Origin of the sequence: Mycobacterium sp. SMC-11 (assembly GCF_046250095.1) — a bacterium.
Taxonomy (GTDB): domain Bacteria; phylum Actinomycetota; class Actinomycetes; order Mycobacteriales; family Mycobacteriaceae; genus Mycobacterium; species Mycobacterium heraklionense_A.
In genome coordinates this window covers 314,724-341,402 of record NZ_CP176430.1, presented here as the reverse complement: position 1 = coordinate 341,402, position 26,679 = coordinate 314,724, and the positions used below count along the sequence as shown (strand labels likewise).

The window sequence follows — 26,679 nt, the reverse complement described above, 5'->3', positions numbered from 1 at the left end:
ATTGGGTTTTCGGCCGTTCGGCCAACGATTCCGCACACTCGCGGAGCGGGGCGGGGCCCGGATGCTAGCCTGCTAGCGCACCAGTGCCGATGTAGTTCAATGGCAGAACATCAGCTTCCCAAGCTGAATACGCGGGTTCGATTCCCGTCATCGGCTCCACGTTTGACCAGTACCGAACCCGCTCACTTGAGCGGCGGCACGATGGGCACAAACGGCCGGTTGGCGTCGTGCCAGAAATGCTCCAGCGCGGTCACCGCGGTGTCGTGAGTGATCAACCAATGCCCGCCCTCGTTAACCAGGCCGATTGGCTCGGGCGCGCTTTCTTCGTGAAAGCCCCCCACCGAGGTGACAGTCGCTCCTGCGGAATTGTCCGGCGCGGGCTGAATGTCGGACACCACGAAGTGGTAGGGCAACAGTCCGGCCTCTTGGGTCTCGCGCAGTCGCTCGTCGATGGTCTGGGCTTCCTCGGGGGTGAAGCCGGGGGTGACGATGTTGGTCTTGTTCGCCGCGGGGGTGTTCGGGTCGGTCAGCTCGGCCATCGCGGCGAGCACCTCATCGGCGGTGGGTACGGGCTCGGCCGCAGCGGCCGTGGCGGGCGCAGCCACGCCCGTGAACGTAGTAGCCAGCAATACCGCTGTGACGGCGATTCTCATAGCGCGAACGCTAACGGCGTCATGTGTCAACGATGTTTTCCGTTTGCAACGGCAGATGAACGAACCCTGGCGAGACAAAGGCGCGGCCCCGCTCTACTAGCGCTCCGCCAGTCGGCCCTCGATTGCGCGTACCACGTCGACCTCCCGGTCTCGAACGGCGCAAGCCACCTCGACGAACCGCGCCACCAGCGGGCTGGGCTCATCGCGCAGCCAGGCGACCGCCACCACAGATCCCGGCCAGTCGTCGATCGGCAGGCAGCGCACTCCCGGCGCCGGCAGGTACTGCGTGACCGCCGCACTGGTAATTGCGACCGCCACCCCAGCCTGAACCAGCTGTGCCTCCTCGGTGACCGAGTTGATCGGGAACCGCCGGGCCGCGGTCGCATCTTCGCGCACGGCATCCAGACACCAGAAGGCACGGTGACTCTCATCGGTGGTGTCGGTGACCGTGATCGGTTCGTCGATGAGATCGAGCACCGATACCGAGGAGCAGGCGGCAAGTCGATGGTTGGCGGAGACCATCGCGACGACCGGGTCGACGAACAGTGATTCCGTCTCAATATCGGGGGTGCTCACCGGCAACCGCAGTAGCGCCACATCACTGACTCCCGACGCCAGCCCAGCCGACGGATCGCCGATCGGGAACTCACGCATGGTGACATCGACGCCGGGATAGCAACGACGGAACTCGTCGACGATCAGGCCGGTCAACTCCAGTGCGCCACCGGGGCCAAAACCCAGCCGCAGCGTCCCCGACAGTCCGCGGACCGCCCGTGCGATATCGGTGGTGGTGGCGTCCAGCGTCGCCAGCATCTCCCGCGCCCCGGCCAGGAAGATCTCGCCGGCCGGGGTGAGCGTCACCTTCCGGGTCGTGCGGTTCAGCAGTTTGGCACCGGCCGACGCCTCGATTTCCTTGATCTCGCGGCTAAGCGCCTGCTGGGTCATACACAGGCTGGTGGCGGCGCGGCTGAAATGCAGCTCCTCGGCAACCACAACGAAGTGGCGCAGCTTGCGGGTGTTGATGTCGATACCAGCGAATATAGACGCACATCTTGTTGCTTCGACTCAAATCTTGCATCACCCGGCGCCATTAACTAAACTAGTCGTACAGTTTAGTTAGGGAAGGGTGAGAGCATGAGCGTTTGGTTCATTACAGGAGCTTCCCGCGGGTTCGGCCTGCAGATCGCACGAGACCTGCTGGACCGCGGACACCAAGTGGTCGCGACCGCGCGCGACGCGGCAACGGTCACCGAAGCGCTCGGCGAGAACGCCAACGTGCTCGCCGTAGCCCTGGACGTCACCGACGAGACGCAAGCCCGTCAGGCCGCGCAGGCTGCCGTGGACCGCTTCGGTCGCATCGACGTGCTGATCAACAACGCCGGCCGCGGACTGTTGGGCGCGGTCGAAGAGGCCACCGACGCTGAGGTTCGCGCCGTCTACGAGACCAACGTGTTCGGCCTGTTGACCGTCACCCGCGCGGTCACACCGGTACTGCGGGCGCAGCGGTCGGGCACCATCGTCAACATTTCGTCGGTGGGTGGCTTCGTCAGCTCACCAGGATGGGGCGTCTACGCATCCACCAAGTTCGCCGTCGAAGCACTCTCCGAGGCGCTACATGCCGAGCTGCAGCCCCTGGGAATCCACGCCATGGTGGTCGAGCCCGGCTACTTCCGCACGGACTTCCTCGACTCGTCCAGCTTGCAGGTCCAACAGCACACCATTGACGACTACGCCGACGGTCCGGCCGGCAAGATGCGCATCACCGCGGGCGAGCGCAACCACGACCAGCCCGGCGACCCCGTCAAGGCGGCAGCAGCCATCATCGACGTGGTCGAATCCGAGCGGCCCCCGGTGCGTCTGCTGCTGGGCAACGACACCATCGCCGCGGTCGAGGGCAAGCTCGCCCACGTCCAAGCCGAATTGGCCCAGTGGCGCGACGTCTCGTCCTCAACCGACTTCGACGATGTCGCCTGAAAACGTCGGTGGGGCAGCCGAATACACCTTCGCCCGCCCCACCGGCGCTCGCAGCGATCGCATCCACCAGGCGATCCTGGATGCGACCGCACAGCTCCTCGACGAGGGCGGTTATGCCGTCACGACCGTCGACGCGATCGCGGCCCGGTCCGGGGCCAGCAAGGCCACCATCTACAAGCACTGGCCGTCGCGCACTGCGGTGGCCGCCGAGGCTTTCGGCGCGATGATGGCCCAGGATCTACCCTTGCCGGACACCGGAAGCGCCCTCGGCGATCTCACCGAACAGGTGGTGCGGGTTTCGGCGTTCTACGCCAGCGACCGCGGTGATGTGTTCGCGCAGTTGCTCGCCGCCTGCGTAGAGGATGCGGCGGGCGCGGCCTATTTCCGGGAGTACTTTCTCGACGGTCGCCGCGCCGCCATCACCGAACTGTGGCAACGGGGAGTCGCTCGCGGAGATGTCGATGCCGACATCGCTATCGACGACATCATCGATCTGCTGTTCGGACCGCTCATCTTTCGCCGCATGACCGGTCATTACCCACTCACCGAGGACCACGCGCGGCGGCTGGCTGAAGTCGCGCTGCGCAGCGCACTCGCGCCAAACGCCCCCCACGCCGGCTGATCCCGCCACAATCATCGGTATGGGTCTGTTTCCGAAGCCGCACGCCACCCTGACCGACGCCGAGGTCGCTGATGCACTGGGCCGCGCCGTCGCGGTGATCGATCCGCTGCTCGACCTGCTCGCCGAGGCTGATCCGATCGGGCTGCGGAAACGCTCTCACCGGCTGCTGCGGCCACCGCATGGCCTCACCCACCGCATCCGGCGGTTTCGACTGCGCCGGCGCCGTCACGAGGCCGGTCGCGGTCCCAGCGCCACCAGTCGCGCCTTGAACGCCGGGGCACAGCTCATCAACGCCGCGGATCTGCCCGGCACCGCGGCCTGGGAGCGGATGAGTCGCGAGCAACGCGTGCACTGGTGGGTGCACCGGGTCGGTGCGATCAACACTCTGGTGGTCGCCTCCCCCGGGGCGTTCGGGTTGCTGGCCAGGCTGGTCCCGGTGGGCGAGCTGGCGGGATTCGTCAATCACGCGATCGTGTTGTGCGCGCTGGCCCGCGAGTACGGCGTCACCGACCGGCGTGAGCAGGTGCGGTTGCTCGCCGAGGTGCTGTGCGGGCGGCATCTGCCCGAGACCGTCGAGGTACCAACGCAACCCGATCCGGCACCGCTTCCCGTTACACCGCCGCCGGGGTGGAAGCCGCTGGCGTCGATCACGTCGTCGACTCCGGTGGTGATCACCCGGACGGTCTGGCAATTGGCCGGCATCCTGCGGGCGACCTTCGACGAGGTGAGCAAGCGCCCGCACCCGAAGAAGCTCTATCAGCGCTTAGGCGCTTTGCCCGGCTTCGGTTTGATTGCGGGCTATTTCGGCGAGCGAGGTGCGCTGATCCGAGCAGCCGAACAAGGCGTTACTTGGCTCGAAGCCCGCGAACGTGGTGCCGATCCCGGCGGGACCGGAGAGGCAAGCCCGCTTTAGGAAACTCGGATCCAGTCGACGAGCATCTCTGCGGGATAACTGCCCGGTCGAGGATCGCCGCCGCCTGAACCGGCCACCGCTAGGTTCAGCACCGAAAATACCTGGTAGCCAGGATTATTGAATGGCCAGTCGGCGATCGAGTTCGCCGGAACGGTGAAGTAGGGCGCGGCACCTTCGACATAGTCGCGCCAGAATCGGATGCCGTCGGTGTCCCAGCGGCAGCGCCAGGTGTGCCAGGCGGAGTCCATCGAAATCTGTTGGGTCGCCCATTCGGCACCGTTCGCTCTCGTGTGGACGGTGGTCGCCGACGGCCAACTGCCGTTGCCGTACCACTCCAGCACGTCGATCTCGCCTTGATCTTCGTTGCCCATCCACCAGGCGGGCCAAGCCCCGGCGGTGAGGCAATTCAGCTTGATCCGGGCTTCCCAGGTGTGCCCGATACCGCCCATCCACTTGCTCTGGATTTTGCCGCTGTAGTAGGTATCGCCATCTTTGGCGGCGCGCAGCACAAGGTTCGACTTGCCGTCGACGAACACGTTCTTGCGATCGTCACGGTATTGGCCGACGTTCTCGGGACGCTCCCAAAACGTCGGGTCTTTCATCGATTCCCGGGCCTGCGCCACCGCCCACTTGGACGGATCCGGCGCGGAACCGGCCGGGCCATCGAACTCGTCGCTGAAGATGTAGGTCTGCGACGGGGCGGCGGGCAGTGGATCGGCGGGCCCGGGCCGTGCCCATGCCTCCGGCAGGCGCATCGCGGCGGCGAGCATGCCGATTCCCGTGGTCAACATCAGGTTGCGTCGATTTATCTCGGCCACCTTCGCATGAAACCACTACAGCGGCCTGGGCATCAATGGCACGCAATGGCGGAAGCCCCGCACGCCGGCAGGCGTGCGGGGCTTCCGTTGCGTGTTGTCGCGAACGACTAGCCGGCTGCCGGAGCAGCGCCGGCGCCGCCCTGGCCACCAGCACCCGGGTTGGTCCCATTGTTGTCGGCGCCTGCGGAGCCCGGTGCACCAGCGGTCTCGCCGGAGGCGCCACCGGCACCGCCGTGGCCACCGTCACCGGCGTTGAGCCCGCCGGAAGCGCTGCCGCCCGTACCACCGGTACCACCGTTGCCACCGGTAGCGGTGGCGCTGTCGCCGCCCGCGCCACCGACGCCACCCGTACCGGACGCCAGACCGTTCGAGCCGCGAGCTCCACCGGTGCCACCGGCACCGCCGTTGCCACCGTTGCCCGAAGTCGACTCGCCGCCGGCACCGCCGGTGCCACCGGTACCGGCAGTCGCACCGAACCCAGCAGTACCGCCGGCGCCACCGACGCCACCGTTGCCACCGTTGCCGATCGTGCCGGCGCTGCCACCGAGGATGCCCGCGGTTCCGGCCTTCGCACCGGCCGCACCGCCCTCGCCACCGACGCCGCCGTTACCACCGTTGTTGTTGAACGTGGTGTTGACGAGGGAGCCGTCGCCACCGGCGCCACCAGTGCCGCCGACACCACCGGCGCCGGAGTTGCCGCCGCTACCGATAAGCGAGCCACCGTTTCCACCGTTACCGCCGTTACCGCCGTTGCCACCCTTGGCACCGGTCTCTGCGGCCGTCGTGTTGGTTGCGTTGTCCCCCTTGGCTCCAGTGCTGCCGGCACCGCCGACGCCACCATCGCCACCGGCACCCAGCAGCGCCGCAGCGCCACCGTTGCCGCCGTTGCCACCGTTGGCGGCGCCGACGCCACCGTTGCCACCGTTGCCCAGCAACGAACCACCGGCGCCACCATCGCCACCGTTGTTGGTGCCGACGATCACGTTGCCCTCGGCGTCCTTGAAGGCGCCCAGCGCGCCAGCGCCGCCGTCGCCACCGTTGCCGATCAGGCCGGCGTCACCACCGGCGGAACCGGCGATGCCGTTGCCGCCGTCGCCGAACAGCAGACCACCGTTGGTGGCCGCGATCAGCACACCGTCGTCGTTGACAGACGCGTCAACGCCATCGCACACCAAGCCGCAGCTGTCACCGAACGCGAACAGCGTGTTGATGCCGGTCGCATCGAAGATCGGAATCAGCATGTCACCCATCGAGTGGATGCCGCTGTAGAGCGAGTCGTAGATGCCTTCCAGCCCAGTGCTGTCTGCGGCGCCGGGCAGGGCCAAGTCGAAGCTCGAGCCGTCAAAGCCCGCAGCGCCATCGGACGAGGCGTCCCAACCGAGCGCGCTCAGCACATCGCCGAAGTCGAAGTCGAAGTCCGCGTTGGCGGCCGGAGCTGCGGCGAGCGGGCTCAGGCCCAGGGCCAGGAATGCACCCACGGCGCCCCCAGCGCCCACCACGCGCCGACGCGCGCCACCGTTGTGACGTTGACTCATCAAAGAAATCCCCTCCTGTGGACTTGCCGTCAGGCAGTCGTGTCTCCCTCAGCATCGCCTTAGATGGCGAGCGAATGGGACGCTACCTCAGCGATACTCATTCCTGCCGGACCTTGCTCCAGCTTGACGGGTGTCGAGTTGTTCGCCAATGCCGCTGAGCTGCAACGGTTTCCACGCACACATCGGAGAATATGACGCAAATCACATACCGATTCACCGTGCCGCACACGGTTGCCGAAGCCCTACTGGCCAGTAGCCACGGCGGCGAACGTGATCGAGATCCTGTGAAAGACAGCCGGTTTCGTTAACGTTTCCGGCAGGGGGCGGAAACAAAAGAACCTGCGTCGCGATTAGTGCACGAACTCCCCGCCGGCCGAAGCCCGCGCGCAAGGCACGCGGGTAGACGCCTCTAGAACACTTGCGCCGACTCGATCAGGACGTCCGCCGGGCAGCTGCCCACCCGGGAAGCGGGCTGCTAGCCGGGACCGCCGATACCCAGGAGCTCGAGACAGCGACGTCTTAGAAGACCCGCACCCAGTCGATCAGCATGTCCGCCGGGTAGCTGCCCACCCGGGCGTCGCCGCCGCCGGATCCGCCGATGGCCAGGTTCAGGATCGGGAACACCGTGTAGCCGGGGTCGTTGAACGGCCACTCCCGGCCCGGCTCGTCGATGTTCTCGATGCCGACCGCGGGAACGGAGAAGTAGGGCTCCATGCCCTCGACGTAGTCCTGCCAGAAGTACATCCCGCTCTGGTTCCAGGTGACGCGCCAGTTGTGCCAGTTGCCGTCAACCGGGATCGCGAAGGTTTCGAAGGCGGTGCCGTACGGGTTGGCGTGCACGGTGGTGCCCGAGGGCCACTCGCCGTTGCCATACCACTCCATCAGGTCGATTTCACCCTCGCGGCCCGGGTCGTCGTTGGACAGCCACCATCCGGGCCAGCAGCCCGCGGTCTGGCAGTTCAGCTTGATACGGGCTTCCCAGGTGGTGCCGATGCCGCCGCGCCAGTTGCCGTGCACCAGGCCACCGAAGTAGGTGTTGCCTTCTTGGGTGCCCCGGATCACCAGGTTGGACTTGCCGTCGAGGAAGACGTTCTTGCGGCTGTCGCGGTACTGGTAGAAGTACTCGGGCCGGTCCCAGCCGACCGGGCGACGGATCGGGGTGCGGTGGTTCGAGATCGTCCACTTCGAAGCATCGGGGGCCGATCCGGCCGGGCCGTCGAACTCGTCATGCCAGATGAAGCCCCCGGGCTTGGCGGTGGCCGTCGGCGCAGCAGGCGCAGCGGGGTCGGCCGGGGCCGACGGCGGCTGCGCCGGGTCGCCCGGCGCTCCAGGGACCGCGGGAACGGCTCTGGCTTGGGGGGTGGGGGCTGCGGCGGCCAATGCGCCGGCACCCAGCATCATCATGACCTGGCGGCGGTTCATCTCGGGCACGGTGGCAATCTAACCCACACCGCAGCGGTGTCAAACAAGGCAAGCCCGCCCGCGTGGCCTATTTCACCCCTAGGTTGTCTCGCTGCCGTCGGCACTGTCGTCGAGCACGCCGACGGCGATCCCGTAGGGCAGGAACCGCACCCGGCGCTTCGGGTCGGGATTGCGCTGACTGGCCCGCAGCGCGTCGATCTCGGTGGCGTAGACCTGCTCGACCCGCGCCGCCCCGTCCTCGCCGACGGTATAGATAGCCCAGACTCCGTCACCGGTCTCGCCGGCGGTGGCGGGCTCAGCCCGCGCGGCCCGGGCCAGGTCAGCGAAGATCGCACCCCAGCCCGCCCGGTGGTCCCCGGCGGAGCCGAACGTGCCGGAGAACCGGTCGAATGCCGCACGTAGACCCTCGCCGGCCTCACGCATCATTCGGTCCAAATCCTCGGAATCGAATCCGAAGGCGCCACTGTCGCCCATTGCGAGCCCCTTTCACCCTGGTCGCCACACCCCAGTGTGCCTGCGCAGGGCGGATCCGGCCACGGTCTCGGGCGACGCCGGCCGGCGCGGCTAGTTCTGCGGAACCGTGATCGGGATCGGGATCGGCACCAACGGAATGTGCAGGTATTCGGTGGTCATCGGCACGGTGGTGGTCGGTGGCACCGTGGTGCTGGGCGGTTCGCTGGTCGTCGGCGGAACCGTCGTGGTCGGCGGCGTCGTGGTCGTCGTGGGTGGAGCCGTCGTGGTTGTCGTGGTGCTGGTCGGCGGCGTCGTGGTCGTCGTGGTGGGCGGCGCCGTCGTCGTAGTCGGCGGCGGCGCCGTGGTGGTCTGCGGCGGCGGCGTTGATGTCGTGGCCACCGGCGGCGGTGCGGGAGCGCTGGTCTGCGGCGGCGCGCTGGGAGTCGGGGCCGGCGGCACCACGGCGCTGGTTTCGGGAACGACCGGCGTCTCGTCGTCCTGGCCGCGGGTCAAGCTGTAGAGCGCCCCGGCAACCGCGATCAGCGCCACCACGATCCCCAGCCCGAGTGCCAGCCGCGGCAGCCGCGAAGGTGCCCGACGGCCTGGGATCGGCGCGGCAGGCACCGAAACCGTCGGACGGCGTCCGGTACTCAGATCCTGCTCGTAGTAGGGGTCCTCGGCAAAAGGAACGTAAGGCACCGGTTCGGCACCAGCACTGCCGTCCTCCTGCGACCAGGCGAACGCGTCCACGACGCCGGAACCCGCATCCGGGGGCACCGTCGGCGCCATCACGGTTGCTCCGATTGCCTCGGCTTCCTGGGTGGCATCGTCGGCCTGCGGGTCGTACATATGCTGCTTACCTTGCATCGACAACGGCGGTCGTGACCACGATAGGGGGACGGCGGGGCGTGCCACTACCGCCGAGACCATAGGGTTATACAACCGTTAGCGGCAAGGACTTTCGGGTGCGGAACACGAAATCTGCGCCGCTGCTGACCTTGGTCACCATCACCTCGGGCAGTTCTTTTGCCTCACTGTCGGTCTCGGTCAGCCGAGCCGTCCACTCGTTCTCAGACCCCTCGACCTCGACCCGCAGCAGCGGGTTCACCGCGGTCGCGATGGCTTGCAGCGGATTGACGTCCTGCGGCGAGCACAGCGCGATCCAGGCACCGTCGTCATGGGCGGGCGAGGGGTGCAGCGCGACGGTGTTCCCGCCGATGTCGGCGCGCACGTAGCCGATCGGATTGAGCAGCGGGTGCAGTTCAAAGGTGCGCAGCGCGCCGTCGATGTCTGCGGGAAGCTTCAGCGCGTTTTTGATGCGCTGGGCGCCCAGCCCGGCCAGGCCGGTGAGCTGGCGCCGGCCCACGGATGCGGCCAGCTCGTCGGAGTTTGCCCGGGCGCGCACCGCGAGCGCGAAGGACAGGTAGAGCAGGTGCATCTGCAAGCAGACCTCGTCGGCGATGCGGACCAGCGCCGAATGGGAGAAGGCGGTGAAGTCGACGTCGGTCAACAGCGGTCCGGAGTAGTCGGCCAAGCCTTCGTCTGCAGCATCGATGTCGTCGAGTTGCCAAGTGGCGGCTTTGCTTTCACTGACCTCCGCCAACGCGGGAATCGGTTGGGCCGGCGGATAGGACTCGTCGATGATGACGGTCCAGTGGCAGTGCGGTTGCCGGTCCGACGGCGTGCGGGGCGGCCGGTGCACGGGGCGGACCTGGGCGTGGACGTTGGTGGCCACCGCGGTGGCGTCGAAGGTCGGGTCCTCGATGGTGTGGCACATGCCGAAGACGTAGTCGTCGCCCATCGGCTCCACGTCGAGCAGCGCGCCGCAGCTGGCCAACTCGAACTCGCCGTTCCAGCGGTCATGGACGGTGAAGCGAAAGTCCATGAACTGCGGCGGGGAACCGATGTCGAACTGCAGGCCCTTGAAGATGGTGAACACGTCGTTGCCGGTGTAGCCCAACGCGCGCTGCATGCGCTGGGTGTAGATGGGGCTGGCGCCCGCCCACTCTTCGATGGCGATCTGCACCATTTCCTCGCGGCCGAACTCCGAGATGCACCAGGCCATTCCGGAACGGTCGATCATGTGCCCGATCAGCAGCAGTTCGGGCACGAGCACAGCCAACTCGTCACGGGACAGCGACGCATACCTGGATTCGGTCACGCGCTAAAAAATAGTTGGGTCTATGTTATAAAGTCAACAATGACTATTTCTGCTGGTCCCCCTCGGGCTTCAGGCCCCTCGGGGCCGACCCGGCGAACCAGCGCGCCCCGCAAACGCGGCGATGACACCCGTGCCCGGATCATCGACGAGACGGTGCGCTGCATTACCGAAGAGGGGTTCGGCGCGGCGACCGCCAAGCACGTCGCCGAGCGGGCCGGGGTGACCTGGGGGGTCATCCAGTACCACTTCGGGGACCGCAACGGCCTGTTGATGGCCGTGGTCGACGACGGGGTCGCCGAACTACTGACAAGCCTGTCTGCCGTCGAGGTCAGCGAGCTGGGGCTGCGGGAGCGCATCGAAGCCGTCGTCGACACCGCGTGGCGCTGCTATGCCAGCCCGACTTCGCTGGCCGCGTTCGAGATACTGCGGGCCACTCGCGGCAGCTTGGGCGAGCAGTCCCACGAGCACCTGATTCAGATGAACACCGCGATCAACAGGTTGGGCCGGCTGGTTTCCGACGACCCCGCGGATTCCGGTGTAGCCGAGGTGATCTGGGCAGCGCTGCGGGGAATTGTGTTGGCGCAGATGATTATGGGCGGCCCCGTCGACTGGCAGACCGAGCGGCGGGTGTTGCTCGACATGGTCACCCACTACCTGCAACGCGATCGCGGTTAGCCGATCAAGCGCTACCCGGTTCGCCAGTGCGTCGGCAGAGGCTGACCTTCACGCTGCCGGGTGTGATACGCCCACGACGATGCCAGCCATCCACTGCCATTGGTCAGCGTCGTGATCGGCTTGCCGTCCTGATCGTCGTTCTTGCCGTTGGTCTTCTGGTTGCGGCGACTGGTGTTGTCGGGCGTCGCGCCTTGGCCCGCCGTCGTTCCCATCATCGCCTCCTGGCACGCCATTCCCGGCGGTAGTCCGGCGGCAACCGGCATAGGGGTCTCGGCGGCGGCCAGCGTGACGGCGATGGGCTTCATCTGCGGGGCCGCGGTCGCCCAGCTCGGCGGCACCGACAGTCCACCGATCGGGATCGCCCTGCCCACGCCCGGACCCGTCACCGGGGTGGTGGATGCCGACAACACCCCGCGCGGCCCGATCCCCTCGAAGGTCAACGCACCCTCGGTCCCACCACGGACGTACACCAGCCGTCCCCAGCCGGCACCGTTACTCACCACGGTGTACAGGCTGGAGTCGAAACTGAGCCCGCTGGAAGCGATACTGCTGAACGGCGTCAGCTGGCCCAGTTCGGAGGTAAAGGTCTCCCACCAGGTCGGCGGGTCCGATGCGGCCGCCGGATTCGCCAACTGCTGCAGCGCCGTCTGGGCCAATGTCTGGCCGTTGCCGGCTGCCGCGTGCGATACCACCGCGGACTGGGCGCCGGGCCCGGCCGGGTTGGTGGTCTGCGGCGGCTGTTCGAGTTCCGGTAGTGCGCTTGCCGGCATCGCCGTCGCCGCGTAGCAGTACATCGCGACGGCGTCTTGGGCCCACATCTCGGCGTATGCCGCCTCGGTCGCGGCGATCGCCGGAGTGTTCTGGCCGAAGAAGTTGGTGGCCACCAGGGTGGCCAGCAGGGTCCGGTTGGCGGCTATCACCGTCGGCGGGACAGTGGCGGCGAAGGCGGCTTCGTAGGCGGAGGCAACCGCTTTGGCCTGGATCGCGGTCTGCTCGGCGTTGGCTGCGCCAGCCTGCAGCCACGCCACGTAGGGAGCCGCCGCTGCCGCCATCGCCACCGATGTGGGGCCGGACCACGCGTGCCCGATCAGAGTCGAGATCGCCTCGGAGTAGCCGATCGCGGCCGTCTCCAGTTCGGCGGCCACGGCATCCCAGGCGGCCGCCGCGGCGAGCATCGGTGCTGCCCCCGGGCCGGTGTACATCCGGCCGGAATTGACCTCCGGGGGGAGGAAAGCGAAGTCCATGTCGGTGGCGGATTAACCTGCGGCCGGCGGGCGGGGCACCACGGTGCGGCGATGAGCGGCCGCACGCGACGTCGCCGCTCCCAGACCGCGACCGGCCAGGGTGCCGAGCATAGTCTCACCGAACGCCCCGCCGGGCATTCCTCCGGCCAGGGCCGGCGCCGCCGGCACAGCGGAGGCCGGTAACGGCGCGGCCGCCGAGGTCAGCGTGACCGGCATGGCCCAGCCGTGGGGCACCGACAACGCCCCGATCTTGAGCGCAGTGCCGGCGCTCGCCGACGACCCCGCACTGCCCAGCCCGGCGCCCAACCCGGCACTGCCGAGCCCAGTTTTGCCCAGTCCCAGGCCGCCCAGCCCCAGACCGGCCGGCCCGATCTTGGGCGGGTGGAGGATTTCGTCGAGACCGCCGGGGTTTTCCGCCTGAAACGCCGCCAGGCCGATCCCGTTGTTGACGTTGCTGAGCATGTTCGCCGTACCCGACCAACCAGTCATCGTGGCGCTCAGCCCCTGGGTGGCCAACCCCGTGAACGGCGATATCTGGCCGATGATCGAGATCAATGAACTGAAAATATCGGTGGCCGCACCGTTGCCGGCCGCGGCGACTCCGGCCTGGGCGACCGCAGCGGACTGGGCGGACTGGCCAGCCGCATTGGTGGTCTGCGGCGGCTGGTTGAACGCGGCCAACGCCGACGCGGCCGCCGAAGAGCTGGCGTAGCGGTACATCACGGCCGCGTCCTGGGCCCACATCTCGGCGTATTGGAGCTCGGCTTCGGCGATCGCCGGGGAGTTCTGCCCGAAGAAGTTCGTGGCAACCAGTTGCTTGAGCAGAACGCGGTTGGCGGCGATCACCGGTGGGGGCACCACTGCCGCGACCGCCGTCGAGTAGGCCTCCGCCGCGGCGGTCGCCTGACGAGCCGTGGTTTCGGCCTGAGCGCCGGCGCCCCGCAGCCAGGTCACGTACGGGGCCGCGGAGGCTGCCATCGCCGTCGCTGCCGGGCCGGTCCAGGGGCCGGCAGCCAGGCCTGAGGTGACCGAGTCGTAGGACGCCGCGGCGGTGTTCAGCTCGGCGGCGAGGTTCTCCCACGCGGTGGCGGCGGAAAGCATGGAACCGGATCCGGGGCCGGCGTACATGCGTCCCGAATTGATCTCCGGGGGCAGCACCCCGTAGTCCAGGTACACGATGTCTCCTCGCTCATGGCGCTGGCACTAGGTACGCCAGCGGCCTGCAGCGGTTGCGAACGGCTATTCCGATCCTTACGAAACGGCATACAGGTGAACCGGAGGTTAAGGCAAAGTGGTCGGCAGGGTGGCGAGTAAATGAACTGTTAGGCGGCCGTCTACCGGTTCGACGCATCCGGCGCACACCGTACCGATGGTGTTCACCGATGGTTCATTTACTTGCCGCTAGCGGTTAATTCAGGTCAGTAATGCTGTTGACACTGTGATAAATCCACGTTGGGCTTTGGTCGCGATTGGTGCTACGGCGCTGGTCAACGCCGCGCCGGCATACGCCGACCCGGACCCCGACGCCATGTTCATCAGCGCGATCGAGCAGGCCGGGATCGAATACACCAATGCGGCTGACGCCGTCTCCGTCGGCCGTGAGGTCTGCGCCTACTTGGGCGCGGGGCATCGCTCAGATTCCGCGGCACGCGCCGTGCGGATCTCGAACCGCAGCATGTCGGTGAAGAACGCCGCCAGGTTCGTGACGTTCTCCCAAGCGGCGTTCTGCCCCGACTCGATCACCGATTGATGGAAGGAAGACGATGACGATTCGCCTACCCGGCACACTGGCAGTGAGTGCCTTCGCGGTGGCCGGTCTGCTGGGTCTGGCCGCACCGGCCGGTGCCGATACCGATGACAACGGCTTCCTCGGCGCCCTCGACAAGATGGGTATCTCCTACCCCGATGCCGCCGACGCGGTCGCCGGCGGGCATTCGGTGTGCGAATACCTTGCTGGGGGGCACTCGCCCAATCAGGCCGCCAAGGCCGTGAAGAACGCCAATCCCAGCCTGACCTTGACCAGGGCGTCGCAGTTCGTCAGCATCGCGCGAGCGTCGTACTGCGAAGAGGGCTGACGAACTACTTCGCGATCGCGATGACCGCGCCCGGGCGCAGCCACTGAATGATCTGCACCAGCTTGGCGTCGTCGATCGCGACGCAGCCCGCGGTCGGGCCGCCGTCGGTGGTGTGAAAGAAGAAGGCGGCGCCGTCCCCGGGGGTACGGGCGGTGTTGACCCCCATCACCACGGCGTGCTTGTACTGCGGGATTTCCAGGTTCTCGCTCTCACCGGTGTCGAATGCGCATTGCGCCTTCTTGCACACCTGCATGGTGTTGAACGTCGGGCTGTGGTCGTCGCCGTTCCACCAGTGGTCCGGCCCGACCTGTACATACTGCAGTCCGCCACCGGGGTTCGGCGCGGTGCCGAACGCATACGGCAGCGTGAAGACGCCCATCGGGGTGGCCGGATAGCCGCTCTTCGCCTTGGCTGCCATGCCGGCCGAGCCGACGTGGGTCGGAATCCCGGCGGCCACCGGTTGCCAACCCGTCGCGCTGCGCTGGTAGACGTCCATCTTCGCGTCCGAACCGCCTACCCCGACAACCGAAATCACCTGGTTGGCGTTGCCTACCGAACGGGCAAACCACGGAATGACGTCGGCTTGGGCTCCCGGGGCCGCGGACAGCGCCGCGGCAACCGTGCACAGGGCAGCGCTGAACAAGCTCACAAGTCGGCGCATTCACACATCATCTGTGCATGTCAGGGGCGGGTCAAACACCGCTCACGGCGTGCCGGGGTTCGGGTGGCCGCTTTCACGACGCCTCTTTCACGACGCCGCTTTCAAGGCGCCGCATTCAAGACGCGGTGTTCACGGCCCCTCTCGGCGCGGCAGCTCTTCGACCGGTGCCTCGGCCTTGAGCAGGCCGCGTGACGACAGGTAGTCACGGAAGTACTCGCGGTGTTCGGCACACGTCAGCCAGACCTTGCGACGTTCCGGTGTGTGCAGCTTCGGGTTGTTCCACAGCATGCCGTACACCGCATCAGCGCTGCAGCCCTTGCGGGAGCAGATGAGTGCATCGACGGGGTCGGCGTTACTGCTGGTCATCCTGGCCATCTTGGGGCGCGCCGGCGGACCCGGTCAACTCCGGTCGCCGCCACGGTTGCAGGACCAGAGCCCACGCCGTCAGGTAAGCCCAGCCCAGCGCCCAGCCGGCCAGTACGTCGGAGGGGTGGTGGACGTTGAGCGCTACTCGAGAGACCCCGACCGCAGCCACCACCAGCACGCCGACACTCACCGCCGCCAGCCTGGCGTTGCGCCGCAGCGCGGGCAGCGCCAGCAGCAACAGCGCGCCGACCCCGATCGTCACCCCCAGCGCGTGCCCGGACGGAAACGAGGTCGAGGTCGCCGAGACCAGGGCCGTCACCGGCCGCGGCCGCCCGACGGAGCCCTTGGCCACCACCGTCAGCAGCCCGGTCGCCTCCACCGAGACCAACAGGAACAGCGCGGCGCGCAGCCGATGCCGCAGCACCGCGACCAGAGCCACCACCATGCCGACCGCGCGGAACACCGCCGGCTCGAAGACCGTGGAGATGCCATCCCAGAACCGGACCCAGATCGGGTGTTTGACCGCGACGTCGTAGCTCGCGTCCAAGGCGGCGGTATCGACTTCGGCCAGCCAGGTCCAGCCCTGCCGATAGCCCACCAACATCAATACGTAGACCGCCACCGCGGCCGCCACCGAGATCAGCGCCGCCGCACGCGCGGCCGAAGGCGACACCACTTACTTACCGCCGCTGGAAGTTCCGCCACCCCGCAAATCCGGCCAGGGCGGGCGGCGCAGTACCGCCAGAGACGCGATGACGGCGGACAGCAACCCGGTGAGCACCCCGACCAGTGCGATCCGATTCGCGTCGACCGCGGCCACCCACTTGGCCTGCTGGCCGCGGATCACCATCACCCCGAGGGGTGTCGCGTTCACCTTCGAACCGTCCGGGCCCGACGCGGTCACCCGTGCGGCGGTGATGACCGTCGCCCCGTCCGCGGTCTGGTGGGGCTCACCGTAGACGAGGTCTGCGGCGGCGCCGGCGGTGAAGTGGTCGAGCAGTTGCGAACGTTTCATGACGAGCGTCCCTTCGTGTGGCTCCTACCATGATCCCGTGGCTGATCCATCGTTCACCGCGCAGGAGCGCCAAGCCGTGTACCGGGTGATCGCCGAGCGGCGCGACATGCGCCGATTCGTACCCGGCAGCACGGTCGACCCCGACGTCCTGACGCGGCTGTTGGCGGCGGCCCATGCCGCACCGAGTGTGGGCCTCATGCAGCCGTGGCGGTTCGTCCGAATCACCGACGACGTCCTTCGGCAGCGGATCCATGCCTTGGTCGACGAGGAGCGTCATCGCACCGCTGAGGCGCTGGGCCGTCGCGAGCAGGAGTTCCTGGCCTTGAAGGTGGAGGGCATCCGCGAGTGCGCCGAACTTTTGGTGGTGGCGTTGCGAGACGGCAGACAGGCACACATCTTCGGTCGCCGTACCTTGCCGCAGATGGATCTGGCGTCGGTGTCGTGCGCGATTCAGAACCTATGGCTGGCCGCCCGCGCCGAGGGGCTGGGCATGGGCTGGGTGTCGTTGTTCGAACCCGCTCCCCTGGCACAGTTGCTGGGAATGCCCTCGGATGCGGAGCCCGTGGCGATCCTGTGCCTGGGCCCCGTCCCGGAGTTCCCGGACCGGCCGGCGCTAGAGATCGACGAGTGGGCCTACCGCCAGCCCTTGGGGGAGTTTGTATCCGAAAACAGCTGGGAGACCCCATGACTCAGGACGATGAAGCCACCGCAGTCCGCGAGGTCTGGTCGGATCTGGGACTGCCGGGAATCATCGACGTCCATACCCATTTCATGCCCAAGTCGGTAATGGACAAGGTGTGGAAGTACTTCGATTCGGCCGGCCCGATGGTCGGCCGGCCGTGGCCCATCAACTACCGCATGGATGAGTCCAATCGGGTCGCTACGCTGCGCGCTTTCGGGGTACGCCGGTTCACTTCGCTGGTGTATCCGCACAAGCCGGATATGGCGGCGTGGCTCAACCAGTGGGCAGCCCAATTCGCCCGTGACACACCGGATTGTCTACCCACGGCGACGTTCTATCCGGAACCCGGCGCGGCGGACTACGTTAAAGCCGCCATCGATGGTGGAACTCGAATATTCAAGGCACACATCCAGGTCGGTGACTATGACCCGACCGATCCGCTGCTCGACGACGTCTGGGGCGTGATCGAGGACTGCGGTGTTCCGGTCGTCATCCACTGCGGCTCCGGCCCGCAGCCCGGCCGCTTCACCGGGCCTGCACCGGTTCGACAGCTGCTGCGCCGCCACCCGCGGTTGGCTTTGATCATCGCGCACATGGGCATGCCCGAGTACGACGAATTCCTCGACATCTGCCTGGAATCGCCAAGCGTGTACCTGGACACCACGATGGCTTTCACCGCGTTCGTCGACGAGCTGATGCCGTTTCCGACCGGTGAGGATCCGCGCTTACGCAGCGCGGGTGAACGGATTCTGTTTGGCAGCGACTTTCCGAACATCCCATACGGCTACCGTGAGGCGCTGGACGCGATCACCGCGCTTCCCGGCATCGACGACGCCTGGCTGCGTGGGGTTCTGCACGACAATGCCGCGCGGCTGTTCGCAGCCGAGTTACCATCCGGTTGACGTCGCACCGGGGTCCGCAGGGCCGGGGCGACCAACACCCGCGAAAGGCCGGCGACCGTGAGCACTGACGTCACCCCGCTCAATCCGCCCATCCCGATTCCCGATGTCCCCGGTGCCGATGCCGGCGAACACGGCCTGCCGCACCGCAGCGAGTTGTCGTTGCGGGAGAAGGCGATCGTGGACGCGTCGGCTTTCGCCGATATCGGCTTGCGCACCGCGGTCGCCTCCATGGTTGCCGCGGCCATGATCCCGTCGGTGCTCACCACCGCGTTGGGCCGCAAGCAGTCTCGGCAGGAGCGGGAACGACTGGCGTTCTACGCCGAACTGGCCTCCCACCACGACCCGCTCCGATCCTTTCCCGCACCTACGGAGCTGCCGAGGGTTTCGGTCCGGCGGGCAAATCCGATCGCGGAGCGGATCGCCCGCGGCACGGTCGAGAACGTCTCTTTCCGGAGCGGTTTCGAAGCGGTCAATCCGGCGATGCGCGACTCGTGGACTGCCCTGGGGAACAACAACACCGCACGGTTTCAGCATTGGCGTCACGACGACGGGCCGCGCCCGACGCTGTGCGTCATCCACGGCTTCATGGGGTCGCCCTACTTGTTCAACGGGCTCTTCTTCTCGCTGCCGTGGTTCTATCGAACCGGATACGACGTGGCCTTGTTCACGTTGCCTTTCCATGGGCGGCGGGCTGAGAAGTACTCGCCCTTTAGCGGATACGGCTACTTCTCGCACGGCATGTCGGGCTTCGCCGAGGCGATGGCCCAGGCGGTCCACGACTTCCGATCGATGATCGACTACCTGGAGTCCACCGGCGTCGACCGCTTCGCGTTGACCGGTCTGTCGCTGGGCGGTTACACCAGTGCCCTGTTGGCTGCCGTCGAACCCCGACTGCAGGCGGTGATCCCGAATGTTCCGGTGGTTTCCGTCGAATCGGAGATCCGCGACTGGTTTCCGGCCAATCTGATACTCCAGGGCGGGCAACGGCTAGGGCAGGTCGCCGGCGACGATTTCGTCGCAGCGACCGCCTACCACTCGCCGCTGAACTACCGCCCGCTGATGGCCAAGGAACGGCGACTGATCATCACCGGCCTAGGCGATCGGCTGGCACCGCCGGAGCAGTCCGAAATGCTCTGGCACCACTGGGATCAGTGCGCATTGCACTGGTTTCCGGGAAACCATGTGCTACACGTCAGCCAACCGACCTACCTACGCAGGATGACCGCGTTCCTGCGGCCCTACATGTTCTAGCCCGCTAGCCCTACCGCGGCGACCCGCTTCGCCCGGCTCCGCCGCGCTTGCGATCGCCGCTAGCGCGCGGCCGCCGCTACCGCCGTGACAGGCCACCGCAGGCCGGCGAGCTCGTCGCCAGAAACCGGGGTGTGCCCGTCCAAGCGGACGCCGGACAGCGGATGCAAGCCCAGCAACGCATTGCGGTGGTTGCCCTGCTGCGGCAGCAGCCCGCCCAGCGGGGCGCCACCGTCGGGCGCCGAGCCGGTACGCAGCGCACAGGCCGCGGCTACAGTCTGCTGGCCGTCCGCTTCGGCGACTTCCAACACCGTCCAGGTCTCGTTGGCGTTGACGGCCTGGATTCGGCTGATCGTGTCGGCCAGCGCCGCGTCGATTCCCACCTGGTAGGCCGCGACGTGGTCGCCTGTGCCGTCGACCACCGACCGCCATGCTTCCCGGGCACCCGCATCGATCAGCGACGGAATCTCGCCTTCGGCGACAATCGCGGTGTCCCAACCGATTTCACGGAGATGGTCGGCGAGGCGCCGCACGGCGATGTCAACGGTCCGCTGCAGCGGGATGGACGCCGAGCGGGCCTGCAACGCTGCCAGGTTCGGCGCGGCCGCGTACGTCACTCCGATCCAGGTGTCGATTGCTCCTGCACCTGCGCGGCTGGTGATGCGCACCGCGTCGGCCCGCAGGCCGTACCGGTTCAAGTAGCTCGCGATCAGCGACAGCGGTAGAGCGTTCCCGGCCGCCGAGGCCGTGATCCGCAACACCGCGGTCGCGCGCGCGCCGGCAGCGTCCCGGCGGTCGGTGTGCGCGCCACCGCGCGAACGCAGCATCGACAACCGGCGACGGGCGATCGTGGTGAAGTGCAGGCCACGCCACCAGCCGAGCAGCAGGACCGTCACGATGATGCCCACGGCGAGCGCCCAGCGCTGCGCGGTGGTCTCCCACGGGTTCGCCATCACCGCGGGCGTGGCGGCCAACAGCACCAAGGCGATCCGGGCCGGCCCGGGCCGGGGAATGGTGGTTCGGTGCGTGCTCACAGTTGGTTTTCCTTTCGTCGGCGAGCGGCCGCCGCGGCGCCAGTGGCGACGGCGACGACCAACCCGGCCAGCAGCGCGGTTCCGGCGAAGGCCACGATCCGCGGCGCCGGGTCGTCGGGTTGCGGCGCCGGGGGTGGAGAGATCTTCTTCGCGGGTGAGGCAGCCGGGTCCGCGGCCGGGGTCAGTTCCCAGGTCAGGGCGGCCACCGGGTCGATGGTTCCAGCACCCACCACATCCGATGGCGCGCGCGCGGAGTTGTGGGCGGTGGAGACGATCCGGTGCGCAGCCTGCATCGCGTTCAGATCGGGGTATCGACTGCGGACCAGAGCGGCCACACCGGCCACATAGCCGGCGGCGTAGCCGGTGCCACTGAGTGGCACCAGCCGACCTTGGTTGCCGGGCAACGCGTTGGCCAATCCGCCGTCTTCGCGGTTGCTCACCGAGACGATGTCCTCACCGGGGGCGGCCACGCCGACCCACGGTCCGGCCATGGTGAATCCGGACGGTCTGCCGCTCGACGACAGCGAGGCCACCGACAGCACGTAGGGGTGCCACCACGACGGCACCGACACCGACGTCACCCCGGCCCAGTTCCGCGGGTCCTGCGGGCGGCTCAGGTCGGTGAGCGGATTGGACTCGCACGCCTCCCCACCGCCGCCGACCGACCCGGTCTGGCCGGCGTCGCCGGCGGCCGCCACGATCAGCGCATCCTTTTCCACCGCCGCGTAGCGCAGCGCCGCACCCAACGCCGTCTGGTCGATGTTGCGGTCGGCGGGCAGGCAGGTGGTGGTGGAGATGGTGATGACCCGCGCACCGAGGTCGGCGGCGTGCACGATGGCCCGCGACAGCGCGGTGATGTCGGTGATCACGCGAGTCGCCCGGGGGTCGTCTCCGCCCAGCCGCGGCGAGATCGTCGCCGAGGCGGTCCGCAGTGACAGCAGCCGGGCGGCCGGAGCCACGCCGGTGAAGCCGTCATCGCCAGGCTGGCCGGCCACGATCCCGGCAACCAGCGTTCCGTGTCCATCGCAGTCGGTCAGCCCGTCGGTGGTCCCGATGTAGTCGCCGCCCGGTTCCACCGCCCCAAGGCGCGGGCCCGGCCGTACACCGGTGTCGATGACGGCCACCGTCTGGCCTTCGCCACGGGAGAACTGCCACGCGGTGGGCAGGTCGAGCATCCGCTGTCCAGCCGTCGCGGCGCTGAGGTTGCTGCCGGGCAGCAAACCCGAACTGGCGCAGTCGGCGCGCTGTTCCATCGCCGCGACGGGGCCGGGCGCTCCGCTGGGCGGCGGCACTGTCGGGTCCACCGTCGGCGGGGTGATCGCCAGGGCCGGCGCGCTGGTCAGCAAGGCTGCCAGCACGACGATCCCGGCCGCCCGGACCGCTGACCGACTCCGGCTGCGCTCCTCGGCAACGATCATCGAGACAGAACCCAGGCGAAGATGCCGACCAGGTAGGCCATGACCGGGATCAGGGTGGCGTCGACGCCGGAAGCCAGGAAGCCCACCAGGCGGCGCACCGGCAATGAGTAGCTGTCCGGCGAGGCCACGGACGGGCTCAACGAGACCACTGCCCACACCGCCACCAAGGCAGCCAGGACCAGCACCGCGCCGAAGGCGGCCGTGTAGCGGCCGGTGGCGGCGTAACCGACCAGCAGGGCAATCGCGGTCAGGTGCGGCTCGGCCAGCAGCCAGGCCTTGCACCATGCCGAGTCCCACACCCGGGCCCGCAGCACCGAAGCCACCGCGATGCCCGCGACCACGTACCAGGCCCAGCCCGAAAGCCCCTCGGGCGCAAAGGCGATGGCAACCGAACCGAGCACAGCGAGCAGCACCGAGCCGGCGATGAAGCCGGTCTGGTGGGCGTCAGTGACGCGGACCCGGCGAGGCAGGTCGGCAAGCACACTCTCCGGCAGCGCGGACGGCGTCGGGTCGCCCGGTGCCGGGATCACCGGCAACGGCAGCCGCGCCCACAATGCCGAAACCTGCGGCGCGGCAACGGTCAGCAGCAGGGACGCGGTGATCAGGCCAGAGCCCAGGGTGACGAACGGCAACTCCCAGAAGGTCTTGACGGCCGCCGCCGCAAGCACCCCGACACCCACGACCACCGCGGCGGTGAAGAACGCGATTCCGCGCTCGCCACGACCGCCCGGCGGCAAGATCAGGCAGATCAGCGACCACGCGCTAACCGCCGCGGCGCCCAGCACGATGTGCGCCGGACTAAACACCCCGGGCACCGCCAGGGTGCCCGCCGCGGCGAGCGGTACCAGTGCCGCGATCGACAGGGTCAGTGCGGCTTCGGCCGAACGCGTACGGCACAGCAGCGCGGCGAGCACCGTGAGCAGGGCGATGGCCCCGGCCGCGAACAGGCCGGCGGGCTCGCCGGTGACCGCGCGGTGCGCGGCCGCGAGTCCGGTGGAGGCGAAGATCAGAGCCGTCCCAGCGGCCAACGCCGCGCGTTGAATGTGCTTGGCGCCCCAGGGCTTACGCCGGGAAGCCGAGAAGATGACAGCGGCGTCGGCGATGTCCTCGACAATGCCGGGGGCAGCCGGGCCGACCGGCACCGGGCGCAGGGCCAGCAGGTCGCCGTCCACCACCCCGACGGTGTCCAGGCTGGCGTCCAGGCTGAACGGTGCGCCGCCGACCGGCGCCAGGCTCAGCCGCGTCGCACCGGCAGGCTCGGCCGAATCAGTGGAGTCACCGGCGTCCGGGGCGACCAGGCGTTGCACCGCCGGCAGGATTTCGCGCAGCGGCAGCTCCGCCGGCACGGCGATCTCGGTCAGCCGACTGTCGGCCAGGACCGCGATGCGGACAATCGGCATGACGGCGCTGGTCAGCACCGGGGCTTCGGTCATTGGTGTTCCCTATTCTTCTTCTCTGCGAGGACGTTCTCTTCGCTGCCTTTAGGACAGCTGGGTGGTGAAATCTCTGGATAGTCGCTGACCGGGGAACCACGTGCCCTCGGGCAGGGTGGCGGTCAGCTGTTCAATCGCGACAGCAGTCGCAAAGTCGGTTCCAGGGCGGAAGGTCGAGACCCACTCGCCGTCGAAGGCCTGCGACGGGGTGACCAGGATGCGGCCCGCATCGGCGTCGACCAGGCTCATACCGACTTCTGTGGTGGTATGTCGACCGTCTCGCGCGCATCCCGCGACGACCTCGACATAGTGACGTGATCCGGTGAACACCGATTCCACGATCGGCCGCGCCGAGGCGGGAATGCCCAGGTAGTCAAGCACTTCGGCGAGCGGAGCGCCGGCGCGCAGTCGCTCGTCAGCGCGGGCACCGACCCGGGCCGGCAGGGTGAACTCGTCGAACCTGGCCGGCGGGCGCTGCCGCAGACCTGCGCCGAGCACCGGGACCAGCAGGCGCGGGTCGTCGATGTCCATCACGGTGAACGTGACCAGTTGCGCATTGCGCAGTGCCACAACCGTCCGGGCGGGCTTGCCGGCGTTCTGGTCACGGCGCGCGACGATGCCGCGCAACATCTCGGGGGCCCCGCCGGCGGCCGAACCCACATAACGCAGGTCCAGCCACCGGTCCGGGAAGCACACCACCCGGATCCATTCGGCCACGGCCGGATTGACCGCGCCCTCCGGCGAGACAACTCCCATCCGGGTGAGCTCGTCGCGCTGACGCGCCATGAACGCGCCCCGCTCCCCGGCGTCCGTGTAGGGCATGGTGATCGCCAAAACCCACGGAAAAGACCCGGCACCAACGGTTTCCGCGATGTACCAGGCTTGCTCGACGGTCAGTTCGGCGGCGTTGGGCTCAGTACCCATCACTGCCTTCCCTCATCGAGCCGATCATTAGGGTCAGCCCCACTTGGCGGCTTCGGCGGTGTCCCGGGCGTTCATCATCAAGGTGTTGGTCTCATGCGTGGAAGCCATCGCACGATAAGCAAGCACCAACTCCTCCATCGCCTGATTCCACTGCGCCTGCCACGCCTGATACGTCATACCCGTATCGCCCTGCCACGCCGCCGACAACGCCGCCTGCTCACTGGCAATGTCAGCACCCACAGCCTGCAACGTCCCCGCATACCCATTCATCTCAGCCGCATGGGCCAACATCGCCGGGTAGTTGTACATAATCTGCGACATCAGTCTGCTCCTTTTCCCTGGCCCGCCAGCTAAACCCCGGTATAACCAGACGCCGCAGCCGCATCAGCGGCCACATACGTCGAACCGGCATCCGCCAGATTCACCTGCGCCATATCCAGCAACGCATTCACCCGCGCCGCCATCGCCACAAAACGCGCATGCGACCCCTGAAACGCCGCAGCCGCCTCACCCACATGAAACGCCTGCGCCGACATCGCCGCCTGCTCCGCCTGCGCCATCGTCGACCGCATCAACGCCGCCTTGGCACCAAACGCCGACTCCGACGCCACCAACTGCGGAATATGCGCATCCAACATACTCATCGCTGCACTCCTTTCCTGACTTCTACTTCGGTTCCGATTCCGACTCCCCAACGGAGTCGCCAAGATCTTTTTCGCCCCAGGTATCGGGCAACATCGGCATATTCGGGCCGCCGCCGAATCCGTCACCGGTCAAGGTGGTCAGCCCGGATGCCGCACTGCCGGCACGCTTTTCGACCGTCCCGGTGAATCCGAGCGGTCCGGAGCCGCTGTCCGAGCCAACCGTGGCCGACGGCGCCTGCCCTGCGGGATCGGCGGCGGGACCGGAATTCATGTCCATGAACTCGTCGGCGTGATCGTGCAAGACGGCCCTGCGGCGCCGGCGCGCCCGAGACCTTTCCTGCGCCGAGCTGCCCACCGCCGCCGCGGCGGCGGGCACCCGTGAGGACGGGGCCTGCGCCTTGTTGCGGTCGGTCAGGGTCGGGCCGAGTCCGGTGCCCGGGTCGGATCCTCCGACCAGGTAGCCGAAGCCCATCGCACCGGCCGCCGGTGCGGGAGGTGCCGCCGCCGAGGTGGGCGGCGCTGCCGGAACGCTCGCCGCACCGGATGCGGGCAACCCGGGACCAAAGCCTGCCACCGCGACGGTCGGCCGATCGGGCGACGAGACGACTCCCGGCGCCGGTTTGGCGACCTCGTCCATAGTCCAGTCGCCGCCCAGGAGGTCGGCCAGGTAGGCAAGCCCGACGCCGAGGACGATCGGCACCATGATCGTCGCGCCCAGCATCACTCCCCAGAAGGTGAAACCGAACGGGATGAAGAATGCCTCGTAAGCGATGAAGAACAGCAGCGGGAACCAGGTGACCAGGGCTCCGGGGGTACTCAGGATCTCCCGAATCACGCCGATCGGGTCGGCCAAGAGCTGACCGAGCTGGTCCAACAGCTTGGTGAAGAAATCCCCGATTCCCCCCGAGGAGGTGTCCGCGGCGGGCAAGGCCGAATCGGACTTGACCACCGGGGGCGCTTCCACCGCACGTGGCGCCGACGCCAGGGCCGCACCGGAGACCGCGTGATAGGTACTCATGGTGGTGGCCGCCTGGATCCACATCCGGACATAGTCGGCTTCATTGAGCGCGATCGGGATCGTATTGATCCCAAAGAAGTTGGTGCCGACCAGCACCCCGTGCATCATGTGATTGGTGGCCAATTCGGCCAGTGTCGGCATCGACGCGAGCGCGCTGGTGTACGCCGTGGCGGCCACCTCATGTTGCGCGGCTACCCCGGCGCTGTCCGCGCTGGCCTGGCCCAGCCACGCCAGATACGGCGCGTGCGCGGCCAGGTACTGCTCGGCGCTGGGTCCCTGCCATGCGCCGGTCTGCACTGCCCCGAGCAGCGCGGTGAGTTCGTCTGCGACCGAGGCGTACTCGACGCTCAGCGAATTCCACACCCCGGCAGCCGACAACAACGGACCCGGTCCGGGGCCGCTGCTCAGCAATGCTGAATGCACCTCCGGCGGGGAGGCGATCCAGACCGGGGCGGAAATCATCAGCCGCGCGTGCCCAAGAAGTATGTCGAGGCACCAGCGGCGTCACCGGCGGCGTAGTTGACACCGGACTCCCCTACACCGACACCGGCGCGGCCCAACTCGATGGCGCCCTGCGCTGCCACCGCGGCGTGCTCGCTGCCCTGGGCACTGAAACCGGCAGCGGTCTGCAGCGACACCGGATCCGCAGCGGGCGGAACCACCGCGGTGATCAGCGGGGCGGCGCTGGCCTGCGCGGCCGCCAGACGGGCGGTCAATGCCTCGACCGCTGCACTGGCGGCGGCGAGACCTTCCGGAACCACATTGAGCGTCATGACAATTTCCCCTTCC

31 protein-coding genes and 1 tRNA gene are annotated in these 26,679 nt (G+C 67.9%); 10 read left to right on the top strand and 22 right to left on the bottom strand.

Annotation, left to right across the window (positions count from 1 at the left end; genetic code table 11):
• Positions 1–85: 85 nt before the first annotated feature.
• Positions 86–159 (top strand) — tRNA-Gly (locus ACKY0X_RS01620).
• 23 nt (positions 160–182) lie between these two features.
• On the opposite strand, the gene ACKY0X_RS01615 is transcribed toward ACKY0X_RS01620, so the two are convergent.
• A complete protein-coding gene (locus tag ACKY0X_RS01615; RefSeq protein ID WP_409428042.1) occupies positions 183–605 on the bottom strand; it encodes a hypothetical protein in 423 nt (140 codons plus the stop codon).
• A gap of 144 nt (positions 606–749) precedes the next feature.
• Positions 750–1,661, bottom strand: a complete 912-nt coding sequence (locus ACKY0X_RS01610) for a LysR family transcriptional regulator (RefSeq protein WP_409429776.1) — start codon at positions 1,659–1,661, stop codon at positions 750–752.
• A 126-nt stretch (positions 1,662–1,787) separates the two neighbouring features.
• Between ACKY0X_RS01610 and ACKY0X_RS01605 the strand changes: the two genes are divergently transcribed.
• From ACKY0X_RS01605 to ACKY0X_RS01595, 3 genes are read left to right on the top strand one after another with little or no spacing between them, the layout of a single operon-like run.
• Positions 1,788–2,627, top strand: coding sequence for an oxidoreductase (locus ACKY0X_RS01605; protein WP_409428041.1), 840 nt, complete (start codon positions 1,788–1,790; stop codon positions 2,625–2,627).
• Complete coding sequence (locus tag ACKY0X_RS01600; RefSeq protein WP_409428040.1) at positions 2,617–3,249, top strand: TetR/AcrR family transcriptional regulator; 633 nt, start codon at positions 2,617–2,619, stop codon at positions 3,247–3,249. Before ACKY0X_RS01605 ends, ACKY0X_RS01600 begins: the two co-directional genes overlap by 11 nt.
• A 19-nt stretch (positions 3,250–3,268) precedes the next feature.
• Entirely contained in the window at positions 3,269–4,162 is an 894-nt protein-coding gene (locus ACKY0X_RS01595) for a hypothetical protein (RefSeq protein ID WP_409428039.1), read from the top strand.
• Here ACKY0X_RS01595 and ACKY0X_RS01590 read toward each other — a convergent pair.
• The 6 genes from ACKY0X_RS01590 to ACKY0X_RS01565 all read right to left on the bottom strand — a co-directional run bounded on the left by ACKY0X_RS01590 (position 4,159) and on the right by ACKY0X_RS01565 (position 10,551).
• Positions 4,159–4,980: a family 16 glycosylhydrolase gene (locus ACKY0X_RS01590; protein WP_409428038.1), complete on the bottom strand. Its 822-nt coding sequence runs from the start codon at positions 4,978–4,980 to the stop codon at positions 4,159–4,161. The genes ACKY0X_RS01595 and ACKY0X_RS01590 overlap by 4 nt on opposite strands.
• Before the next feature lie 107 nt (positions 4,981–5,087).
• A complete protein-coding gene (locus ACKY0X_RS01585; RefSeq protein WP_409428037.1) occupies positions 5,088–6,515 on the bottom strand; it encodes a hypothetical protein in 1,428 nt (475 codons plus the stop codon).
• Between the two features lie 519 nt (positions 6,516–7,034).
• A complete protein-coding gene (locus ACKY0X_RS01580; RefSeq protein WP_046286592.1) occupies positions 7,035–7,937 on the bottom strand; it encodes a family 16 glycosylhydrolase in 903 nt (300 codons plus the stop codon).
• 78 nt (positions 7,938–8,015) lie between these two features.
• The gene (locus ACKY0X_RS01575; protein ID WP_409428036.1) at positions 8,016–8,411 is read right to left on the bottom strand and encodes a hypothetical protein; all 396 of its coding nucleotides are present in this window, start codon (positions 8,409–8,411) and stop codon (positions 8,016–8,018) included.
• Between the two features lie 90 nt (positions 8,412–8,501).
• Positions 8,502–9,239 (bottom strand): hypothetical protein, encoded by a 738-nt coding sequence (locus ACKY0X_RS01570; RefSeq protein WP_409428035.1) that lies wholly within the window; start codon positions 9,237–9,239, stop codon positions 8,502–8,504.
• 85 nt (positions 9,240–9,324) lie between these two features.
• The gene (locus ACKY0X_RS01565) at positions 9,325–10,551 is read right to left on the bottom strand and encodes a hypothetical protein (protein ID WP_409428034.1); all 1,227 of its coding nucleotides are present in this window, start codon (positions 10,549–10,551) and stop codon (positions 9,325–9,327) included.
• Positions 10,552–10,590: 39 nt separating this feature from the next.
• On the opposite strand from ACKY0X_RS01565, the gene ACKY0X_RS01560 reads away from it, so the two are divergent.
• Positions 10,591–11,226, top strand: a complete 636-nt coding sequence (locus ACKY0X_RS01560) for a TetR/AcrR family transcriptional regulator (protein ID WP_409428033.1) — start codon at positions 10,591–10,593, stop codon at positions 11,224–11,226.
• Between the two features lie 11 nt (positions 11,227–11,237).
• Here the strand turns inward: ACKY0X_RS01560 and ACKY0X_RS01555 are convergent, their stop codons facing one another.
• On the bottom strand, positions 11,238–12,470 hold the full coding sequence (locus ACKY0X_RS01555; protein ID WP_409428032.1) for a PPE family protein: 1,233 nt from the start codon (positions 12,468–12,470) through the stop codon (positions 11,238–11,240).
• Positions 12,471–12,482: 12 nt separating this feature from the next.
• On the bottom strand, positions 12,483–13,646 hold the full coding sequence (locus ACKY0X_RS01550) for a PPE family protein (RefSeq protein ID WP_409428031.1): 1,164 nt from the start codon (positions 13,644–13,646) through the stop codon (positions 12,483–12,485).
• Positions 13,647–13,908: 262 nt separating this feature from the next.
• Here ACKY0X_RS01550 and ACKY0X_RS01545 point away from each other — a divergent pair, with 262 nt between their 5' ends.
• Positions 13,909–14,220 carry a DUF732 domain-containing protein gene (locus tag ACKY0X_RS01545; protein ID WP_409428030.1) on the top strand — a complete coding sequence of 104 codons (312 nt, stop codon included), beginning with the start codon at positions 13,909–13,911 and terminating at the stop codon, positions 14,218–14,220.
• Between the two features lie 13 nt (positions 14,221–14,233).
• Positions 14,234–14,545: a DUF732 domain-containing protein gene (locus ACKY0X_RS01540; RefSeq protein ID WP_409428029.1), complete on the top strand. Its 312-nt coding sequence runs from the start codon at positions 14,234–14,236 to the stop codon at positions 14,543–14,545.
• Positions 14,546–14,549: 4 nt separating this feature from the next.
• Here ACKY0X_RS01540 and ACKY0X_RS01535 read toward each other — a convergent pair whose 3' ends face one another.
• The 4 genes from ACKY0X_RS01535 to ACKY0X_RS01520 form a co-directional block, all read right to left on the bottom strand.
• A complete protein-coding gene (locus tag ACKY0X_RS01535; RefSeq protein WP_409428028.1) occupies positions 14,550–15,206 on the bottom strand; it encodes a L,D-transpeptidase in 657 nt (218 codons plus the stop codon).
• A 129-nt stretch (positions 15,207–15,335) separates the two neighbouring features.
• Complete coding sequence (locus ACKY0X_RS01530; protein ID WP_409428027.1) at positions 15,336–15,572, bottom strand: hypothetical protein; 237 nt, start codon at positions 15,570–15,572, stop codon at positions 15,336–15,338.
• Positions 15,559–16,245 carry a phosphatase PAP2 family protein gene (locus tag ACKY0X_RS01525; RefSeq protein ID WP_409429775.1) on the bottom strand — a complete coding sequence of 229 codons (687 nt, stop codon included), beginning with the start codon at positions 16,243–16,245 and terminating at the stop codon, positions 15,559–15,561. Before ACKY0X_RS01525 ends, ACKY0X_RS01530 begins: the two co-directional genes overlap by 14 nt.
• Positions 16,246–16,248: 3 nt before the next feature.
• Complete coding sequence (locus ACKY0X_RS01520) at positions 16,249–16,587, bottom strand: hypothetical protein (RefSeq protein ID WP_409428026.1); 339 nt, start codon at positions 16,585–16,587, stop codon at positions 16,249–16,251.
• Positions 16,588–16,624: 37 nt separating this feature from the next.
• On the opposite strand from ACKY0X_RS01520, the gene bluB reads away from it, so the two are divergent.
• From bluB to ACKY0X_RS01505, 3 genes are read left to right on the top strand one after another with little or no spacing between them, the layout of a single operon-like run.
• The gene (gene bluB, locus ACKY0X_RS01515) at positions 16,625–17,275 is read left to right on the top strand and encodes a 5,6-dimethylbenzimidazole synthase (protein WP_409428025.1); all 651 of its coding nucleotides are present in this window, start codon (positions 16,625–16,627) and stop codon (positions 17,273–17,275) included.
• On the top strand, positions 17,272–18,171 hold the full coding sequence (locus ACKY0X_RS01510) for an amidohydrolase family protein (protein WP_409428024.1): 900 nt from the start codon (positions 17,272–17,274) through the stop codon (positions 18,169–18,171). Before bluB ends, ACKY0X_RS01510 begins: the two co-directional genes overlap by 4 nt.
• A 57-nt stretch (positions 18,172–18,228) precedes the next feature.
• On the top strand, positions 18,229–19,422 hold the full coding sequence (locus tag ACKY0X_RS01505; protein WP_409428023.1) for an alpha/beta hydrolase family protein: 1,194 nt from the start codon (positions 18,229–18,231) through the stop codon (positions 19,420–19,422).
• Between the two features lie 59 nt (positions 19,423–19,481).
• Here ACKY0X_RS01505 and eccE read toward each other — a convergent pair whose 3' ends face one another.
• Genes eccE through ACKY0X_RS01465 form a run of 8 tightly spaced genes read right to left on the bottom strand, consistent with a single transcriptional unit; the run spans position 19,482 to position 26,663 of the window.
• Positions 19,482–20,453: a type VII secretion protein EccE gene (eccE, locus tag ACKY0X_RS01500; protein WP_409428022.1), complete on the bottom strand. Its 972-nt coding sequence runs from the start codon at positions 20,451–20,453 to the stop codon at positions 19,482–19,484.
• Positions 20,450–21,871, bottom strand: coding sequence for a type VII secretion-associated serine protease mycosin (gene mycP / locus ACKY0X_RS01495; protein WP_409428021.1), 1,422 nt, complete (start codon positions 21,869–21,871; stop codon positions 20,450–20,452). Before mycP ends, eccE begins: the two co-directional genes overlap by 4 nt.
• Positions 21,868–23,304, bottom strand: a complete 1,437-nt coding sequence (eccD, locus tag ACKY0X_RS01490; RefSeq protein WP_409428020.1) for a type VII secretion integral membrane protein EccD — start codon at positions 23,302–23,304, stop codon at positions 21,868–21,870. Before eccD ends, mycP begins: the two co-directional genes overlap by 4 nt.
• 48 nt (positions 23,305–23,352) lie before the next feature.
• Positions 23,353–24,228: an ESX secretion-associated protein EspG gene (locus ACKY0X_RS01485; RefSeq protein ID WP_240175524.1), complete on the bottom strand. Its 876-nt coding sequence runs from the start codon at positions 24,226–24,228 to the stop codon at positions 23,353–23,355.
• 33 nt (positions 24,229–24,261) lie between these two features.
• Positions 24,262–24,549, bottom strand: coding sequence for a WXG100 family type VII secretion target (locus ACKY0X_RS01480; protein ID WP_046287208.1), 288 nt, complete (start codon positions 24,547–24,549; stop codon positions 24,262–24,264).
• Positions 24,550–24,578: 29 nt separating this feature from the next.
• Complete coding sequence (locus tag ACKY0X_RS01475) at positions 24,579–24,872, bottom strand: hypothetical protein (protein ID WP_064890669.1); 294 nt, start codon at positions 24,870–24,872, stop codon at positions 24,579–24,581.
• Positions 24,873–24,894: 22 nt separating this feature from the next.
• Positions 24,895–26,349 carry a PPE family protein gene (locus ACKY0X_RS01470; protein WP_409429774.1) on the bottom strand — a complete coding sequence of 485 codons (1,455 nt, stop codon included), beginning with the start codon at positions 26,347–26,349 and terminating at the stop codon, positions 24,895–24,897.
• 2 nt (positions 26,350–26,351) lie between these two features.
• The gene (locus ACKY0X_RS01465; RefSeq protein ID WP_409428019.1) at positions 26,352–26,663 is read right to left on the bottom strand and encodes a PE family protein; all 312 of its coding nucleotides are present in this window, start codon (positions 26,661–26,663) and stop codon (positions 26,352–26,354) included.
• Positions 26,664–26,679: the final 16 nt, after the last annotated feature.